Here is a 16,801-nt window from a genome sequence, read left to right as displayed (position 1 = left end):
AGTATCGCAAGTCCGTGTCTTATTATTCTTCGGACTGCTGGCGAGCTTTCTTCTGCTCTTTGTATTCATCTAACAAGTTTTTCGGTGGAGGTGGAAGTTGGAGGAAGAAGCCTTCTTCATCAAGTGACTTTTTCACCTTCTCAATATCTACCGAGGCCAATTGTCGGCCATCCAATTTGATGACCATTACCATAATAGGTTTGCCAAACATCTGCATCAATGTGTCAGGAACTTGTGAAAAATCGTCCTTCTTCGGAATGTAGAGGTAAGCGCCTTCTTTTTTAGAACTTTTGTAAATTGCACAAAGCATGGGAAGCCTTTTGTCCGTTTCTATTCAATGAACGTCAATGTTTCGTTATTTTTGAGAGCAAAACACTCAATTGAGCGCAAGATAACTTGCTGTGCTTATTGTGGGAATATAACATGACAACCCTAGTCTCAGGCAACGCCCTTACGAGGTTGTAAGTAAAAGATGTCACATTCACCAGACCTAAAAGGCAGTAGTTTCACATTGTCCGTTTTGCACCTTAGTGACAATAACGTGGAAAAAACGGTCAAATTTCTCAATGATAAAGTCGAACAGGCTCCCGCCTTTTTTGCCAATGCCCCTGTTGTCATCAACATTGCAAAGGTGGATGGTGATATAGACTTTCATGCATTGAAGCACGGAGTTTCTGCTGCGGGAATGATTCCCGTCGGTGTTGCTGGCTGTAAAGACAAACGCACGCAAAATTTAGCCAGTGAGGCTTCATTTGCCATCATGTCGGCGAGCAAGTCTCCTAGTCAGGCACCAGCTAAGCTTGCGCCAACGAAAATAGTTCGCTCTCCAGTGCGTTCAGGCCAGCAAATTTATGCTAAAGATTGTGACTTAGTGGTACTTAATCATGTCAGCGAAGGTGCTGAGGTCATTGCAGATGGTTCTATTCATATTCATGGAACCCTACGTGGTCGTGCCATTGCAGGTGCAAGTGGTAACAAAGATGCGGTAATCATCTGCAATAAGCTCAACGCTGAACTCATGTCTATCGCGGGTCATTACTGGTTAACCGAACAATTTTCGGAAGAATACTGGCAACAAAAAGTTATGTTTAGTTTGGATGATGACTCGCTACAATTCGAGTTATTAACAATTTAAGATTTATAAGGAACACATAATGGCACGCATTATTGTTGTAACGTCAGGCAAGGGCGGTGTAGGTAAAACTACATCAAGCGCTGCTATCGCTTCAGGTTTAGCGATGAAAGGTAAAAAAACAGCAGTTATCGATTTTGATATTGGTCTACGTAACCTCGACTTAATCATGGGTTGCGAGCGTCGAGTAGTCTACGACTTCGTCAATGTCATTAATGGTGAAGCAACACTAAACCAAGCGATGATTAAAGATAAGCGTACCGAGAATTTATTCATTCTTCCTGCTTCTCAAACACGTGATAAAGACGCACTGACCAAAGAAGGTGTGCGCCGTGTTCTAGATGAACTCGACGAAATGGGGTTCGATTTCGTTATCTGTGATTCACCAGCGGGCATCGAGCAAGGTGCACTAATGGCACTATACTTTGCAGATGAAGCTATCGTAACAACAAACCCTGAAGTTTCTTCTGTACGCGATTCTGATCGCATTCTCGGTATTCTTGACTCTAAGTCTCGCCGTGCCGAAGAAGGTTTAGAACCAGTGAAGCAACATCTTCTGCTTACACGTTATAACCCTGCGCGTGTCACTCAAGGTGAAATGCTCAGTGTTGAAGATGTAGAGGAGATTCTGCACATTGGTTTGCTAGGAGTTATTCCAGAGAGCCAAGCCGTTCTAAATGCGTCTAACAAAGGCGTTCCAGTTATCTTCGACGAGCAATCAGATGCGGGAATGGCTTACGATGATGCGGTAGAGCGACTGCTGGGTCAGCAAGTGGATTTCCGCTTCCTGACCGAACAGAAGAAAGGAATCTTTAAACGTCTATTCGGAGGCTAAATCGGCATGTCATTACTTGAGTTTTTCCGCCCGCAGAAAAAGAACTCTGCAAACTTAGCCAAAGAACGCCTGCAAATTATCGTTGCAGAGCGTCGAAGCCAGGGCGATCCAGCACCTTCATACTTACCGCAGCTTAAAGAAGATATTCTTAAAGTGATCAGTAAGTATGTCGCCATTGATCCTTCGATGGTTGATCTCTCTTTTGAACACAAAGATGATGACATCTCTGTTCTTGAATTAAACGTTAAGCTACCAGAAGACGAAAAATAGTTAGATAACATAACCATAAAGGCCGATGTGACTACATCGGCCTTTTTTATTTATTGGTTTAATCACCATCATCAACGTCAGCTGTAAACGTATTTAACTTAACAACCGCTGTTCTACTGTATCTCCAGTATACTTCTAGCTCTGGCTTCTATGGGCAATAAATAACTCCTGAAATCATTGTGTAACAAAGCCCCTACACTAGCGATAAAACACCAGCGCACTTGGGTACGCGGCCAAGTTACCACTTGCAGATTTGCTACACACGTACTCACCCGTCAATGATAGTGACAAGAGAGACACTACTGAAGCTATCGAACAAAAAAAGCCCCAGTCATTCGACTGGGGCTTTATCTTTTCCCGATAGATAAGTGTCGTGCTAGCGAAAACTTATCTCATAACTAACGGCTTACTTATGCGTCAGCTTTTGCTTTCTTAGCTTTAGGCGCTTTCGCTGCTTCTTGGTCTGCTTTCTTCTTGATTACCGTAGTACCTTCGAAAGTTTCACCTTCAACGAATGCTTTACCGTAGTAAGAAGCTAGTAGAACTTCTTTCAGCTCAGTGATTAGAGGGTAACGTGGGTTAGCACCTGTACACTGGTCATCGAACGCTTCAACAGCTAGTTCGTCTAGTTTCGCTACGAAGTCAGCTTCAGAAACACCTGCAGCTTGGATAGACATTGGGATGTCTAGGTCGCCTTTCAGCTCGTCCAACCATGCTAGTAGACGTTCAATCTTCTGAGCAGTACGGTCACCTTCTTGGCTTAGGCCTAGGTGGTCAGCAACTTCAGCGTAACGACGACGTGCTTGTGGACGGTCGTATTGAGAGAACGCAGTTTGCTTAGTTGGGTTATCGTTCGCGTTGTAGCGTACAACGTTAGAGATTAGTAGTGCGTTCGCCAGACCGTGTGGTAGGTGGAACTCAGCACCAATCTTGTGCGCCATAGAGTGACAAACACCTAGGAATGCGTTCGCGAATGCTACACCAGCGATAGTTGCTGCGTTGTGTACTTTCTCACGAGCGATTGGGTCGTTTGCACCGTTCGCGTAGCTTGATGGTAGGTACTCTTTTAGCATCTTAAGTGCTTGTAGAGCTTGACCATCAGAGTATTCGTTAGCAAGAACAGATACGTAAGCTTCTAGAGCGTGAGTTACTGCATCGTAACCACCGAATGCTGTTAGAGACTTAGGCATGTTCATAACTAGGTTAGCATCAACGATAGCCATGTTTGGCGTGATTTCGTAGTCAGCTAGTGGGTACTTAGCACCAGTCTTGTCGTCAGTAACAACCGCGAATGGAGTAACTTCTGAACCAGTACCTGAAGTTGTAGTGATACATACAAGCTCAGCTTTCTTACCCATTTTAGGGAACTTGTAGATACGTTTACGGATGTCCATAAAGCGCATTGCTAGTTCTTCGAAGTGAGTTTCTGGGTGCTCGTACATAACCCACATGATCTTCGCAGCATCCATTGGTGAACCACCACCTAGAGCTAGGATTACGTCAGGTTGGAAGCTCTTCATTGCTTCTGCACCTTTCTCAACAACAGATAGTGTTGGATCCGCTTCTACGTCGAAGAATGTTTGAACTTCGATGCCTTGCTCTTTAAGCAGTTTAACTACTTCATCAGCGTAACCGTTGTTGAATAGGAAACGGTCAGTTACTAGGAATGCGCGTTTCTTACCTTCTAGGTCGCTCATTGCGATTGGAAGGCTACCACGACGGAAGTAGATAGACTTAGGTAGTTTGTGCCACAACATGTTTTCAGCTCGCTTCGCTACAGTTTTCTTGTTGATAAGGTGCTTAGGACCTACGTTCTCAGAGATAGAGTTACCACCCCATGAACCACAACCTAGAGTTAGAGAAGGTGCTACGTTGAAGTTGTAAAGGTCACCGATACCACCGTGAGTAGTTGGGATGTTTACAAGGATACGTGCAGTCTTCATCTTGTCACCGAAGTAACGGATGCGGTCTGCGTTAACGTCTTGGTTAGTGTAAAGACCAGATGTGTGACCGATACCACCGATTTCAACCATAGTTACCGCTTGAGCAACTGCGTCTTCGAAGTTGTCAGCACGGAATAGACCTAGAGTTGGAGATAGTTTCTCGTGAGCGAATTCGTCATCGTAAGAAACTTTACCTAGACCTTCACCAACAAGCACTTTAGTGTCTGCAGGAACTTTAACACCAGCCATTTCAGCGATTGCTGGAGCAGGTTGACCTACGATTTTCGCGTTTAGGTTACCGTCGATAAGAAGTACTTTACGTACTTTGTCAGCGTCAGCTTTAGATAGAACGTGAGCTTTGTGAGAAGCGAAACGCTCTTTTACTTCGTCGTATACTTCGCTAACTACGATAGCTGCTTGCTCAGAAGCACATACTACGCCGTTATCGAAAGTCTTAGACATAAGGATAGAAGCTACAGCACGTTTGATGTCAGCTGTTTCATCGATAACTACAGGAACGTTACCTGCACCTACACCGATTGCTGGCTTACCAGAAGAGTAAGCTGCTTTAACCATGCCTGGACCACCAGTTGCAAGGATAAGAGCGATGTCATCGTGCTTCATTAGAGCGTTAGAAAGCTCTACAGATGGCTGGTCAATCCAACCGATGATGTCTTTTGGAGCACCTGCTGCTACTGCTGCATCTAGAACAAGTTTAGCTGCGTCGTTAGTAGAATTTTTCGCACGTGGGTGTGGTGAGAAAATGATACCGTTACGAGTCTTCAGAGAGATTAGAGATTTGAAGATTGCAGTAGAAGTAGGGTTAGTTGTTGGTACGATACCACAGATGATACCTACTGGCTCTGCGATAGTCATAGTACCTAGGTTGTCATCCTCTTCTAGGATGCCACACGTTTGTTCGTCTTTGTATTTATTGTAGATAAACTCAGAAGCGAAGTGGTTCTTGATTACTTTATCTTCAACAATACCCATACCAGATTCTTCAACCGCTTGTTGAGCTAGCGGGATACGAGCTTGGTTAGCTGCAAGAGACGCAGCGCGGAAGATTTTGTCTACTTGCTCTTGAGAGTAAGTAGCGAACTCTTCTTGCGCTTTCTTAACGCGAGCAATCATTGCATCTAGTTCAGCCATATTAGTAACAGGCATAGGGATTCTCCTAAAATTAACAAATATTAAAAACTTTTTAGTAAGACTACTGTTCGACTATTTTCGTCATCTAAGTAAGCAGGCTTCTTAGTAAATTGCTTTCAGGGCTGAGTATATTATTTCAGGTTATGAAAAAAATTGACCCAGATCAGTTCTGAAAAACTATTTACCTACTTAGTGGTACTCAAATCTCAAAAAAACACGTAAACACATGAAATATAAAGATTTAGATCACAAAAGATAATTGTTCAAAATATCAGCGTTCAGTTGCATTAAATGGAAAAACAACAATATCTTGTAAAAAAGTTTCATTTTTTGGCCACAAACTTTCATGTGATCCACTAACCTTGTGCTACTGAGAGTATATCCAAAGCTGCATTTCTCTCTACATACCGACTTATTTTTTATCGAAAATGTGCAGATGTTAACGTTTGTGTCAAACAACCTCATTGCATAACGAATTCTACGTAACAAAGTATGTCATTTATATTTACGATTTCTTCAATAATTAGATTTTCTCAGTAATGGAATGATTTACAGGTTAGTTTTTTTCATTCGTTGGCGAACAGATTTTAGACTATATTCCGCGTGTACTAATCTTGTTGTTAACTTTGCTGTGGACATCCTTCAATGCAAACCTTCGAAATCGCTATTTTTCTGCAGTTTTTTCTCGGCTTAGTCGCTGCCGTCAACCCTGTGGGCATCATGCCTGTTTTCGTGTCACTGACCGGCCATATGACTCAGGAAGAAAAGCACAAGACCGCCGTAACGGCGAACGTAGCTGTCGCTATCATTCTTGTCGTCTCACTACTCGCAGGCCAGATGTTATTGGATATGTTCAGTATCTCTCTCGATTCGTTTCGCGTGGCTGGCGGTTTGCTACTTTTGAGCATCGCTTTCTCAATGATGAGTGGTAAGTTGGGTGAAGATAAGCAAAATAAACAAGAGAAATCAGAATACGTCAGCCGAGAGCAAATTGGTGTTGTACCGCTGGCGATGCCTTTAATGGCTGGCCCAGGTGCGATCAGTTCTACGATAGTCTACGGCTCTCGTTACCCAAGTATGTTTGACACCGTGGGCATTATTTTCACGATAGTGTTGTTTGCGCTGTGCACGTGGCTGTTATTCCGCTCTGCACCACTGATCGTCCGCTTCCTTGGCCAAACCGGAATCAACGTGATCACTCGTATCATGGGTTTGATTCTGGGCGCACTCGGAATTGAATTTATTGCCAATGGACTGCGTAACTTGTTTCCTGGCCTTGCGTAAACCCATTCGATTAGCCTGATTTCAAATATCTAGGTATTATAGAGCGACTGTTTCATAGGTCGCTCTTACACATGCCTCGTAATTCATTCAGACATCACCTTTATGTCATTATATTCGGTACGCACACACCTGCTGGCCGAGCATTCGATATTGCGCTTATCATCGCGATCATCGCCTCACTACTCGTACTTATTTTAGAGTCATTACCGAATGTGATGTCTGAATGGTCTCAAGAGCTGCGCTACATCGAGTACAGCTTCACCGCCCTTTTTACCGTCGAGTATTTACTAAGGCTCTATTGCTCTCCGAAGCCTCGCTCTTATGCCACCAGCTTCTATGGCGTCGTCGACTTGCTCGCTATCTTGCCAACATATTTAGCACTCTTCTTCCCCGGCGCATCATTTATGGGTGTCATTCGATTACTCCGAGTAATGCGCATTTTCCGTATTTTGAAACTGGTCCGCTATTTACAAGACTCCAATATTCTTTTGCGCTCTCTCCTTATGGCACGCAGAAAGATACTGATCTTCTTTAGCACCGTTGGCATTTTGGTGACTATCTTTGGCGCGTTGATTTTCGTTATTGAAGGGCCTAACAATGGCTTTACCAGTATCCCCAAAAGCATTTACTGGGCTATCGTAACAATCACGACCGTCGGTTATGGCGATATGGTTCCGCAAACTCATTTAGGTAAGGCCATTGCCTCACTCACTATGCTGCTTGGTTATTCCATCCTCGCGGTCCCAACAGGGATTATCACCGCCGAGTTAAGTAATGAGATGAATGCACATAAGGAGTTAGTGAAATGCCCAAACTGCAACCGCTCGGGGCATGATTCTGATGCCATGTATTGTAAGCACTGTGGTAGCGAACTGGCCGATCCTGATAAACGCGTTGTAGTAGACGAATAGCGAGAAGCGAGAAGCGAGAAGCGAGAAGCGAGAAGCGAGAAGCGAGAAGCGAGAAGCGAGAAGCGAGAAAGAATAAGGGTTGATACTTTCATATCAACCCTTTTTCAATTAAAGAGGCTCTGAATTAAGCTTTCTCAGCAAGAATAATACGCAGTGTACGACGAAGTGGCTCAGCTGCACCCCAAAGTAGTTGGTCACCCACAGTGAACGCATTTAGGAAGTCATCCCCCATCGCCATCTTACGTAGACGACCTACTGGGATAGATAATGTACCCGTAACTTTCGCTGGCGTTAGCTCTTGCGCAGTAATATCACGATCGTTTGGAATCACTTTTACCCAATCATTGTGAGTAGCGATCATCTCTTCGATTTCATCCATTGGCACATTTTGCTTCAACTTGATCGTCAAAGCTTGAGAGTGACAACGCATTGCACCGATACGAACACACGTACCGTCAATTGGCACTGGAGCATCTTGGAAACCTAAGATCTTGTTTGCTTCAACGCCCGCTTTCCACTCTTCTTTACTTTGGCCATTCTCACGCTTCACATCAATCCAAGGGATCAATGAACCCGCTAGCGGAACACCGAACTTGTCTGTAGGGAAAGATGGAGAACGCATGGTGTCTGCCACTTTCTTATCGATATCAAGAATAGAGCTTGATGGGTTAGCCAGTTCAGAACTAACAGAATCATTGATAACACCCATTTGAGAAATAAGTTCGCGCATATTCTGTGCACCAGCACCTGATGCTGCTTGATATGTCATTGCACTTGTCCACTCAACCAGACCTTTCTCAAACAGGCCACCTAAGCCCATTAGCATCAAACTAACGGTACAGTTACCACCAACAAAGGTGTTAGTGCCACCGTGAATGCCTTGCTGAATCTGCGTCAAGTTTACTGGGTCTAGGGTGATAATAGAGTCTTGCGCCATACGCAAAGTAGAAGCCGCATCAATCCAGTAACCTTTCCAGCCCGCTTGACGAAGTGCTGGGTATACTTTCTCTGTGTAGCTACCACCTTGACAAGTGATAACCGCATCAAGCTGCTTCAAACTTTCAATATCAAAAGCGTCTTGCAATAAGCCCGCATCTTTACCACCAAGAACAGGGGCTGGGATACCGATTTGAGATGTACTGTAATAAACAGGTTCAATCAAGTCGAAATCTTTTTCTTCGACCATTCGCTGCATTAGTACTGAACCTACCATGCCGCGCCAACCAACTAGACCTACTCTCATTCTCAACTCTCCGTGTAATCAACTCAAAAAAAGGGAATACCCCAATATTCAATTTTCGCAGCAAAATCTCAAGCGAAAAATGCATCAAATCTGTAACTTTTGTCTCCACTTTGCTCAACACGGCCCAAAAGGGCCATTTTGCCGAGTTTTTGTTCTGTTGTTATTTTCACAACCAAAACAAGCGCCAATTACTACAAAACCAAAAAGCACGTGCTACACAAAATTCACAAATCTAAACATTACAAATCATTAAAATTAACCTTTAACCATATATTTAACCATCAAAATAAACTTTCACAGACTCAAATCACAATAGATGGACATTTTCTCGAAATATTATTCTAGCTACTGTAAAGTGCACCTCATACCTAAAAGGAGTTAACACTCGTAAGACAAATAGCAAACATGTTGCTATTTGTACTAACTCATAACACTTATAAGAGGCTCTGTATGACGCAACTTACCCCCCGTCTGCCCAGCTTGATGCAGGTTATTGTCTCCCTCGGACTATTTCTATTGATGGCATTTTCGTTCACTGCCCAATTAGATCTGCCAATTCAACTTGCGCTTTATATTGGCTGGTTCATCATTATGGTGTTGGGGATTCGCTTAGGCCACCAATACAAAGAACTAGAAAAAGCGGCTCTAAACGGTATTTCTAATGGACTTGGTGCTGTACTCATTCTTCTTGCTGTTGGTGCATTAGTAGGTACTTGGATTTCTGGTGGTATTGTACCAACCATCATTTACTATGGTCTTAAAGCAATTCACCCTTCTATTTTCCTTCTTGCGACTATGATCATTTGTTCCTTGACGGCACTTGCTACTGGTACGTCTTGGGGGGCTGCGGGTACCGCAGGTATTGCAATGATGGGTATCGGGCAGGGCCTAGGCGTTCCAGCACCAATTACTGCTGGTGCGGTACTGTCTGGCTGTTACTTTGGTGACAAAATGTCTCCACTGTCTGATTCAGTCATCCTAGCTTCTTCGATGTCTAACGTTGAGGTGGTAGAGCATATTAAAGGCATGCTGCCGGTAGCCCTTATTAGCTACATCATCACAGGCATCATGTTCACTGCTTTCGGCTTCCACTATGCGGGCAATGTAGACATGTCTCAAGTGCAATCTGTTATCCAAGCCATGGAGCAACAGTTCTACATTACGCCTTACTCTTTTGTTCCGGTTATCATTGTGTTAGGCCTGCTCGCAATGCGTATGCCTTCATTCCCAGTGATCAGCTTTGGTTCGTTGCTTGGTATCATCTGGGCAGTGATGATCCAAGATATAAACTTCTTGCAAGCATTTAACACCGCATGGGCGCCGTTTGAGATTGAATCTGGAGTTGCATTTATTGACTCTATTCTCAATCGTGGCGGTATGTCTTCGATGCTCGGTTCTGTTGCCGTTATCGTATTTGGCCTAGGTTTTGGTGGCTTACTGGATAAAGTTGGCGTTCTGGAAACTATTGCTAAGCTATTCGAACGCCGCGTTCAAAGTGCAGGCTCATTGGCGACAAGTACTATTGGTACTGCATTTATGGGCAACGTATTTGGCTCAGCAATGTACGTATCATTGATTCTGACACCAAAAATCTGTGCGAAGAACTATGACCGTTTAGGCTACAAACGTAAGAATCTATCTCGTAACGCTGAGTTTGGTGGTACGTTGACTTCAGGTATGGTGCCTTGGAGTGACAACGGCATTTACATGGCAAGTATACTCGGCGTAGCCACGCTTTCTTACGCACCGTTCATGTGGCTAAGCTTTGTTTGTATTATCGTCACCATTATCACATCGTACATGGGATGGTTTGTTGACAAGTGCGAACCAACAGCACCTGCCGTAGAAGAAGAGACTGAGTTCCAAAAACAGACAGCTTAATCTTTCCTTTGGATCAAAAAAGAGCGCCTTTTGGCGCTCTTTTTGTTGAAGTTAACCCTTCACGTTTTTCGCCGCAGAGCGCTTACCTAACAGATAACCTAGCCCCAAAGGTGCAAAGAAAATAGCGACAATAAACAAAATAAAGTAAATGATCGTGCTCTTGATTAGCTCAACCACTTTATCCATTGCCAAAGTGATCACATCTTGCGAAATAGTATCTAAATTCTGAGCAAATTTTTCTCGCTCGGCGCTAAGAATCAAAGCAACTTCAACACGCTCTCGTGCAACCATAGCTTCTAGTGCTTTGCGTTCTTCACTCAGCTGCTTTAAACGCAACTCCGTCTTCTGGTCGATATCTGCAACCAATGGCCGCAATTCAAGTGCCATTTGTTGAGCAAGGTTTTGCATGTACTCGGGATTATTATCAACAAAGTCTTGAAATGATTCGGATGTCGTCTGCAAACTTTCCAATGTTGCGGTCAACTGCTCGCCACTGATTGCACTGTTCATAGCAATTAATTGCGCTTTCCATGTCATCAACTTTGGCGTTTGCTCCGAAACCAAACTCAAGCGATCTGAAACATCACCAATCGCTTCGGGCATGGTGCCTAAAGTTGCAACCGCTTCATATTCACCAATATTTTGATCCTCTAACCATGCACGATAAGCTGGTGTGCGAATGAAAGTGAGATCTTGGAACGGATGCTGGGCTGCAAACTGACTAACGAAAGTTTTGGTTTCTTTGTACGCGCTACCTTTCAACAAAGACTTGGCAAGCTTATCAATCTCCAGGCTCAATTCAGATGCAACTTGCTGTGCTTGTTGGCCCGTAAATAGATCCGTGCCTGGCCCTTGCCTAAAGAATTGTTCCATTTGCAGTGTAAAAACCCAGCTATCAATGAGGGCGGCCATTGGCGATACCTGATAAGCCGCTCGCTGGATTCCTTCTTCAGCATTAATCTTCCAAAGAAGTACGTAAGATTGGTGCAACTTATCTTGAGCATCATACTGAAGAGAGATTGCATCGGCTGTCTGCTCTATCTGAGCAAAGAACTGCTGAGTGTACTCTCGCGTCAAAAGACGCATGTTAAGCTCTTGCTTAGTTAAAGGCGTTGTTTGGCTTTCCAGCTTCACTTCCAATAATGAACAACCACTCAACGACATAATCAACAACAATGTCCCTATCGCCTTAAAACGACGAATCCACATAGATAGCCTCGAAACAAATAGTAGAAAAATCGAGGCTATTTTAACGGTTTAACGTCAGGGAATAATTAGCGCTAGCTATCATTTTGTTGTTTCAGAAAAGTCTGAGCTTCTTGAATCGCGGTATCGAGACAGACTTTAAGCTCCTCAAGATGGGCGGACACTTGGGTAATATCATTTTGGATTGCTAGCTCAACCTTAGTCGCCACTTCTCTCAGTTGAATTGCTCCTAGATTACCCCCGACCCCTTTAAGGCTGTGGGCTTTGCGCTGAGCTTCTTCTGGAGACTCACTTAATAGGCGTGTAATTTCTGCCACATCGTTAGCATGGTCTGCGACAAACACTTCTAGCAGCATGCAGACTGATTCAAGGTCACCATTCAAAGAACCCAACATAGTGTCGAAATTAATTTGCGGTAACGAGGTTTCCTTTACTGCTATGCGAGCGTCACTACCTGAGCTATTTTCCGTCACCTTAGTCGTTGGCAAGAGGCTTTCAGACTCAGCTTCCAACCGAGGTGATTGAGCCAAGTAAAGTAGACCCAGATAACCGATCATCGTAACCAATGTCAGAACGATACCCAGATAAATATGACGGTGAAGAACAAGCCGATAGTCAAACTCTAGAGCCGTAATTTGGTTAGAGACATCGTGAGTAATCAGTTTATCGACTAAATACCGGCCTTGCGCGTAACTACTAAGAACTTGAGAAACATCGACGAGTACTTTTTGCAGGGCTTGTTTGTCATCCCCCTCAAGTTGAGTCGATTGCTGGTAGATGCGGTCAACATGACGGAAAATTTCAGCGTTGGCTTGCTCGGATAAATACATCGCCTCAAACACGTTAGCGCTAAGCTGAAAGTATTGGTTAGCCAAGTCGTCCGAGAGCGCGTATCTATCGCGGGTTTCATGGATAAGTTGAGCGAGTGTCTGAACAGCGAGTTCATTATCTAGGTAGGCCTGCGCCTGTTCTATAAAGCGATCGGTCGTAAAAAGGAGTTGATTGAGGTCTGGAGAAAGCCAACTTTTCTGGTAGTCAGCATCAATTTGCAACCTTAGAGCGTAAATAAGCTGCAAATCCAGCGCTTGACGATCAGCCATTTTGGCTCGATAAGGCGCATCATAAAAGAATGAATTTCGTAAGTTATCGACACTATGCCCAAGCTCTTCGACTTGCGAACGACTTGATTCAATCGCTTTATAACTCGTCGCAATTCCGACTAAGACCAGCAGCCATAACCCTAAGAGTAAAACGCCAAACTTGACCCACTTGCGATCCATGCAATACCTATTTCAACAAATTGCTATGAATACAAGAATATACGTTATCGTGAGGAAAGGTAGGACTAAGAGCGAATTAATTGCACCTAGTCCTAAAGTTATATTAAGAGAGGGACACTAGATTAGCGGTTACGAGTCAATTGATCTCGCAGGTTTGGAGGCGTGCCCTTGATCGTTAGCGTATCGGTTTCTGGATCGTAAAAAATACGCTCGCCCAATAGCAAACTATCAAAGCTCACATTTAAGCCACCACCTGCACCAACGTACTTCGTTAGCTTACGAACCGCGGTGCGGTCACCAGGGAAACTTTCTTCAAGCTCATAGCCTTGTTCCTGAGTGTAATCTAAGAAGCTAGTGCCATCTTGGGATGGAGGTAACTCGCCTGATAGCTCACGTACTTGGACTTCGTCACCAGACTTAATCTGCTCATTACAGTAATCCGCCACCTGCTTCTTGTAGCTGATCACTTCATCTTTTTCGAGTTTAGAGTCGGCGCAGAAATCTTCCACCGCTTGCATTAATACTTGGTTTTGCTGCTTGGTGTCTAACCCCACTTCAGCTTGTAAGAAATCTAAGAAAAAGTCAGCAACCTTACGGCCCACTCGCCCTTTGATATAAGCAAGGTAACGATTTGACTCTTTATCTGTTTCGTAGCTAGTTAAATCAATGCGCGCAGCAATATCCATTTTGCTTAAATCAAGATAATCCGTTGCGCTTATATCGAGACCTTCAGTCACTTTCAGACTTTGGTTCGATGGAATAATCGCAACAAACAGGTAATCTGTCGCCAGAGATTGGTACTCAGCAATAACCAGAATGCCTTCATCAGCAAACGGGTATTTACACAGTTCTTCTTTTAGACGCGTCGCGCTGTTTTGCGAAAAGTCATAGAAACCCAGTTCACCTTTGCGCAGTTGCTGTAACCATTGTTGGAATTCGCTGTCTGATTTAAAGGAACCAAAACCTTTTCCTGCTTTCGAATTGAACACACGATGCAATTCTGCAATCAAGTTCTCGGTAGAAGCGTCATTAGCTAGAGAATCGGTTCTAAAATTAACGATGAGTTCGTCTGAATCGTTTTTTTGCAGTTGGTGGAGGATAACGTTAGATAGTTGAAGGCTCATGATGAAATTTATCGCTGCATAGGTTTCAGTTGCGTGGCATTGTAGGTTATCATAAGCCGCTTTATTATCAACATTAGAACACTTATGCCGATTACATCTAAATACAGCGACGAAACCGTTGAGAAGATCCTAACAGAGATTGCGATTGTACTTGAAAAACACTCAGCAACCCCTGAGCTATCATTGATGATTGCAGGCAATATCGCTACCAATGTCTTAAATCAGGACGTTGCTCCTTCACAACGCAAACTAATTGCTGAAAAATTTGCACAAGCACTTGTTTCTTCTATTGAAGAAAAATCACACTAATAGCCAATAAATAGAACAGACATACATGGTAGATAGCGGAAACACATACGGCGAACGTGTATCACGTTTAGTAGGTTGGGGGCACTGGTTTGCTTTCTTCAACATTATTGCAGCAATGTTGATCGGCACCCGTTATATCACTCAGTCTCCTTGGCCCGAAACTTTGCTAGGTCAGTTCTATTTAGCATTATCTTGGGTGGGGCACTTTGGCTTCCTTGTGTTCGCTCTCTACCTGTTAGTTCTGTTTCCTCTGACTTTTCTGATCCCATCGAGGAAATTGTTTAGGCTTGTTGCCGTCTGTTTCGCGACTTTAGGGCTCACTCTGCTTCTCATTGATACTCAGGCCTATCAAACGATTAATTTGCACCTAACCCCAGTTGTGTGGGAAGTGCTGTTTAATGATGATAAATCTCGAGTGAGTGCAGACCTTCAGCACCTCTTTATTGTGATGCCGCTTATTTTCATGCTTCAACTCGGTCTATCTGAGTGGGTATGGCGCAAACAGCGTAAGTTATCGCATAAACATGTTGGCCGCCCGTTAGCGGCACTGTTTTTCGTCAGCTTCATTTCTAGTCATCTGGTCTATGTATGGGCAGATGCCTACTTCTATAACCCAATCACAGCTCAGCGCGCGAACTTCCCACTGTCTTACCCAATGACTGCGAAGTCTTTTATGGAACGACATGGGCTTTTGGATCGTGAAGAGTACCTAAAACGTTTAGAGCAAAACAAAGAGCAAAACACTGAGCTTGTTAGCTATCCACTCGAAGAGCTCGAGTTTAGTCGTCGTGCAAACCCTCTAAATGTTCTCGTTATTAGCGTCAACAACCTGCGTGGCGACGCTTTAAATGATGAATGGATGCCTGCTGCGAGCCAGTTTGCCGCCAGCAACCTCAACTTCTCAAATCATTACAGCTCAAGTAACGATTCATTCGGGGTGTTTGGCCTATTTTACGGTCTACCAAGTTCATACGCGCCAAGTATAAAAACACAAGGCACCAAACCCATAGTAATCGATACCTTACTCGACAAAGAGTATGCCTTTGGCTTATTTAGTGGTGATAACTTCGATGACCCGATTTATGGCGAATCGGTTTTCCGTGGCATGAAATTTACTGGCGTCCCGTTTAACGGAGAGCAGTCTCAAGATAAGCAAGCAATAAACGCGTGGTCTGACTGGGTTAAGGAACAAGGCGACTCACCTTGGTTCAGCTTCTTAGAGTTAACCACACTCGATAATTTCAGTGCTTACGATAGTGGTAATCAGAAACAAACGAATAGTGAAAAACTGAAGGTAGGCTACCAAAAATCGGTTCAAACTGCCGATGAAGAGCTTGCCGAATTGTTCGCCCGAATCGAAGCGCTTGAGCTATCAGAATCTACCGTGATTGTACTTACTTCCAATCACGGAACTGAATTCAACGAAACCAATACTAATAGCTGGGGTGCAAACTCTAACTACAGTAGTTATCAGCTGATAGTACCAATGGTAATTCATTGGCCTGGTAAAGTTGCCGCTCAATATCAACATAGAACGAGCCACCTAGATTTATCAGTCACGCTTCTACAAGATCTATTGGGGGTCTCTTCTAATCCAAATGACTTCAGTAGTGGCCGTAACTTATTTGATGAACGTTCGAGAAAATGGATTCTTGCTGGTGACTCTCGCGAGCTCGCGTTAATCACACCAAAGAATACAACCGTGATTGATAAGTTTGGTAATTACAAATTGTATGACACCAACTACAAACGCTTAAAAGATGAAAACCCGACACTTCCTGTTCTTATGCAGGGGTTGACGGAACTACAACGATTTTACGTTAAAAGTAACTAAATCATAGTGTTAGGATTGACGAACTCCAGGTGAGAGATTACATTAGTGGAATCGGACTGTAGCGCAGCTTGGTAGCGCACCGTCATGGGGTGTCGGGGGTCGCTGGTTCAAATCCAGTCAGTCCGACCATTACACCTAGAAAAGAGAGCTTCGGCTCTCTTTTTTGTTAACTGAGCCCATCAAAAGTATAAAAAACAGTCACTTGAATACTTTTTCTCAACTAAACGCTCATTATTAAAGCAAACAGTAAAAATAAGGGTTTACAAGTTTTTCGAACCTATATATTATGCGCCTCAACAACGGAGAGATGGCTGAGTGGTTGAAAGCACCGGTCTTGAAAACCGGCATACGTTAATAGCGTATCTAGGGTTCAAATCCCTATCTCTCCGCCACATTT

The 16,801-nt window shown here is 43.8% G+C and carries 14 protein-coding genes and 2 tRNA genes; 10 read left to right on the top strand and 6 right to left on the bottom strand.

Features of this window, described 5'->3' with window-relative positions; all coding sequences use genetic code 11:
- Positions 1-22: 22 nt before the first annotated feature.
- Positions 23-310, bottom strand: coding sequence for a YcgL domain-containing protein (locus tag AC4MRV_RS11085; RefSeq protein ID WP_491187406.1), 288 nt, complete (start codon positions 308-310; stop codon positions 23-25).
- 162 nt (positions 311-472) lie between these two features.
- Between AC4MRV_RS11085 and minC the strand changes: the two genes are divergently transcribed.
- From minC to minE, 3 genes are read left to right on the top strand one after another with little or no spacing between them, the layout of a single operon-like run.
- Entirely contained in the window at positions 473-1,135 is a 663-nt protein-coding gene (gene minC, locus AC4MRV_RS11080) for a septum site-determining protein MinC (RefSeq protein ID WP_491187405.1), read from the top strand.
- A gap of 19 nt (positions 1,136-1,154) precedes the next feature.
- Positions 1,155-1,967, top strand: coding sequence for a septum site-determining protein MinD (gene minD, locus AC4MRV_RS11075; RefSeq protein WP_491187404.1), 813 nt, complete (start codon positions 1,155-1,157; stop codon positions 1,965-1,967).
- A gap of 6 nt (positions 1,968-1,973) precedes the next feature.
- Positions 1,974-2,237, top strand: a complete 264-nt coding sequence (gene minE, locus AC4MRV_RS11070) for a cell division topological specificity factor MinE (RefSeq protein WP_053440267.1) — start codon at positions 1,974-1,976, stop codon at positions 2,235-2,237.
- Between the two features lie 410 nt (positions 2,238-2,647).
- Here the strand turns inward: minE and adhE are convergent, their stop codons facing one another.
- Positions 2,648-5,347, bottom strand: coding sequence for a bifunctional acetaldehyde-CoA/alcohol dehydrogenase (gene adhE, locus AC4MRV_RS11065; RefSeq protein WP_491187403.1), 2,700 nt, complete (start codon positions 5,345-5,347; stop codon positions 2,648-2,650).
- 630 nt (positions 5,348-5,977) lie between these two features.
- Here adhE and AC4MRV_RS11060 point away from each other — a divergent pair.
- On the top strand, positions 5,978-6,616 hold the full coding sequence (locus tag AC4MRV_RS11060) for a YchE family NAAT transporter (RefSeq protein WP_491187402.1): 639 nt from the start codon (positions 5,978-5,980) through the stop codon (positions 6,614-6,616).
- A gap of 71 nt (positions 6,617-6,687) precedes the next feature.
- Complete coding sequence (locus AC4MRV_RS11055; RefSeq protein WP_491187401.1) at positions 6,688-7,527, top strand: ion transporter; 840 nt, start codon at positions 6,688-6,690, stop codon at positions 7,525-7,527.
- Positions 7,528-7,651: 124 nt separating this feature from the next.
- Here AC4MRV_RS11055 and asd read toward each other — a convergent pair whose 3' ends face one another.
- Positions 7,652-8,770, bottom strand: a complete 1,119-nt coding sequence (gene asd / locus AC4MRV_RS11050; protein ID WP_491187400.1) for an aspartate-semialdehyde dehydrogenase — start codon at positions 8,768-8,770, stop codon at positions 7,652-7,654.
- Between the two features lie 450 nt (positions 8,771-9,220).
- Here asd and nhaC point away from each other — a divergent pair, with 450 nt between their 5' ends.
- Positions 9,221-10,651 (top strand): Na+/H+ antiporter NhaC, encoded by a 1,431-nt coding sequence (gene nhaC, locus AC4MRV_RS11045; RefSeq protein ID WP_491187399.1) that lies wholly within the window; start codon positions 9,221-9,223, stop codon positions 10,649-10,651.
- A 51-nt stretch (positions 10,652-10,702) separates the two neighbouring features.
- Here the strand turns inward: nhaC and AC4MRV_RS11040 are convergent, their stop codons facing one another.
- The 3 genes from AC4MRV_RS11040 to yejK form a co-directional block, all read right to left on the bottom strand.
- Entirely contained in the window at positions 10,703-11,860 is a 1,158-nt protein-coding gene (locus AC4MRV_RS11040) for a chemotaxis protein (RefSeq protein ID WP_491187398.1), read from the bottom strand.
- Between the two features lie 71 nt (positions 11,861-11,931).
- Positions 11,932-13,137, bottom strand: a complete 1,206-nt coding sequence (locus tag AC4MRV_RS11035) for an Hpt domain-containing protein (RefSeq protein ID WP_491187397.1) — start codon at positions 13,135-13,137, stop codon at positions 11,932-11,934.
- 122 nt (positions 13,138-13,259) lie between these two features.
- On the bottom strand, positions 13,260-14,261 hold the full coding sequence (gene yejK / locus AC4MRV_RS11030; protein ID WP_491187396.1) for a nucleoid-associated protein YejK: 1,002 nt from the start codon (positions 14,259-14,261) through the stop codon (positions 13,260-13,262).
- Positions 14,262-14,345: 84 nt separating this feature from the next.
- Here yejK and AC4MRV_RS11025 point away from each other — a divergent pair, with 84 nt between their 5' ends.
- The 4 genes from AC4MRV_RS11025 to AC4MRV_RS11010 all read left to right on the top strand — a co-directional run bounded on the left by AC4MRV_RS11025 (position 14,346) and on the right by AC4MRV_RS11010 (position 16,796).
- Positions 14,346-14,570, top strand: a complete 225-nt coding sequence (locus tag AC4MRV_RS11025) for a YejL family protein (RefSeq protein WP_491187395.1) — start codon at positions 14,346-14,348, stop codon at positions 14,568-14,570.
- Positions 14,571-14,595: 25 nt separating this feature from the next.
- A complete protein-coding gene (locus AC4MRV_RS11020; protein ID WP_491187394.1) occupies positions 14,596-16,404 on the top strand; it encodes a DUF3413 domain-containing protein in 1,809 nt (602 codons plus the stop codon).
- A 52-nt stretch (positions 16,405-16,456) separates the two neighbouring features.
- Positions 16,457-16,533 (top strand) — tRNA-Pro (locus tag AC4MRV_RS11015).
- A gap of 172 nt (positions 16,534-16,705) precedes the next feature.
- Positions 16,706-16,796, top strand: a tRNA-Ser gene (locus AC4MRV_RS11010).
- Positions 16,797-16,801 lie beyond the last annotated feature (5 nt).

Source organism: Vibrio sp., from assembly GCF_984391705.1.
Note: the sequence above shows the minus strand (reverse complement) of the source record. Positions and strands in the feature narration are given on the sequence as shown.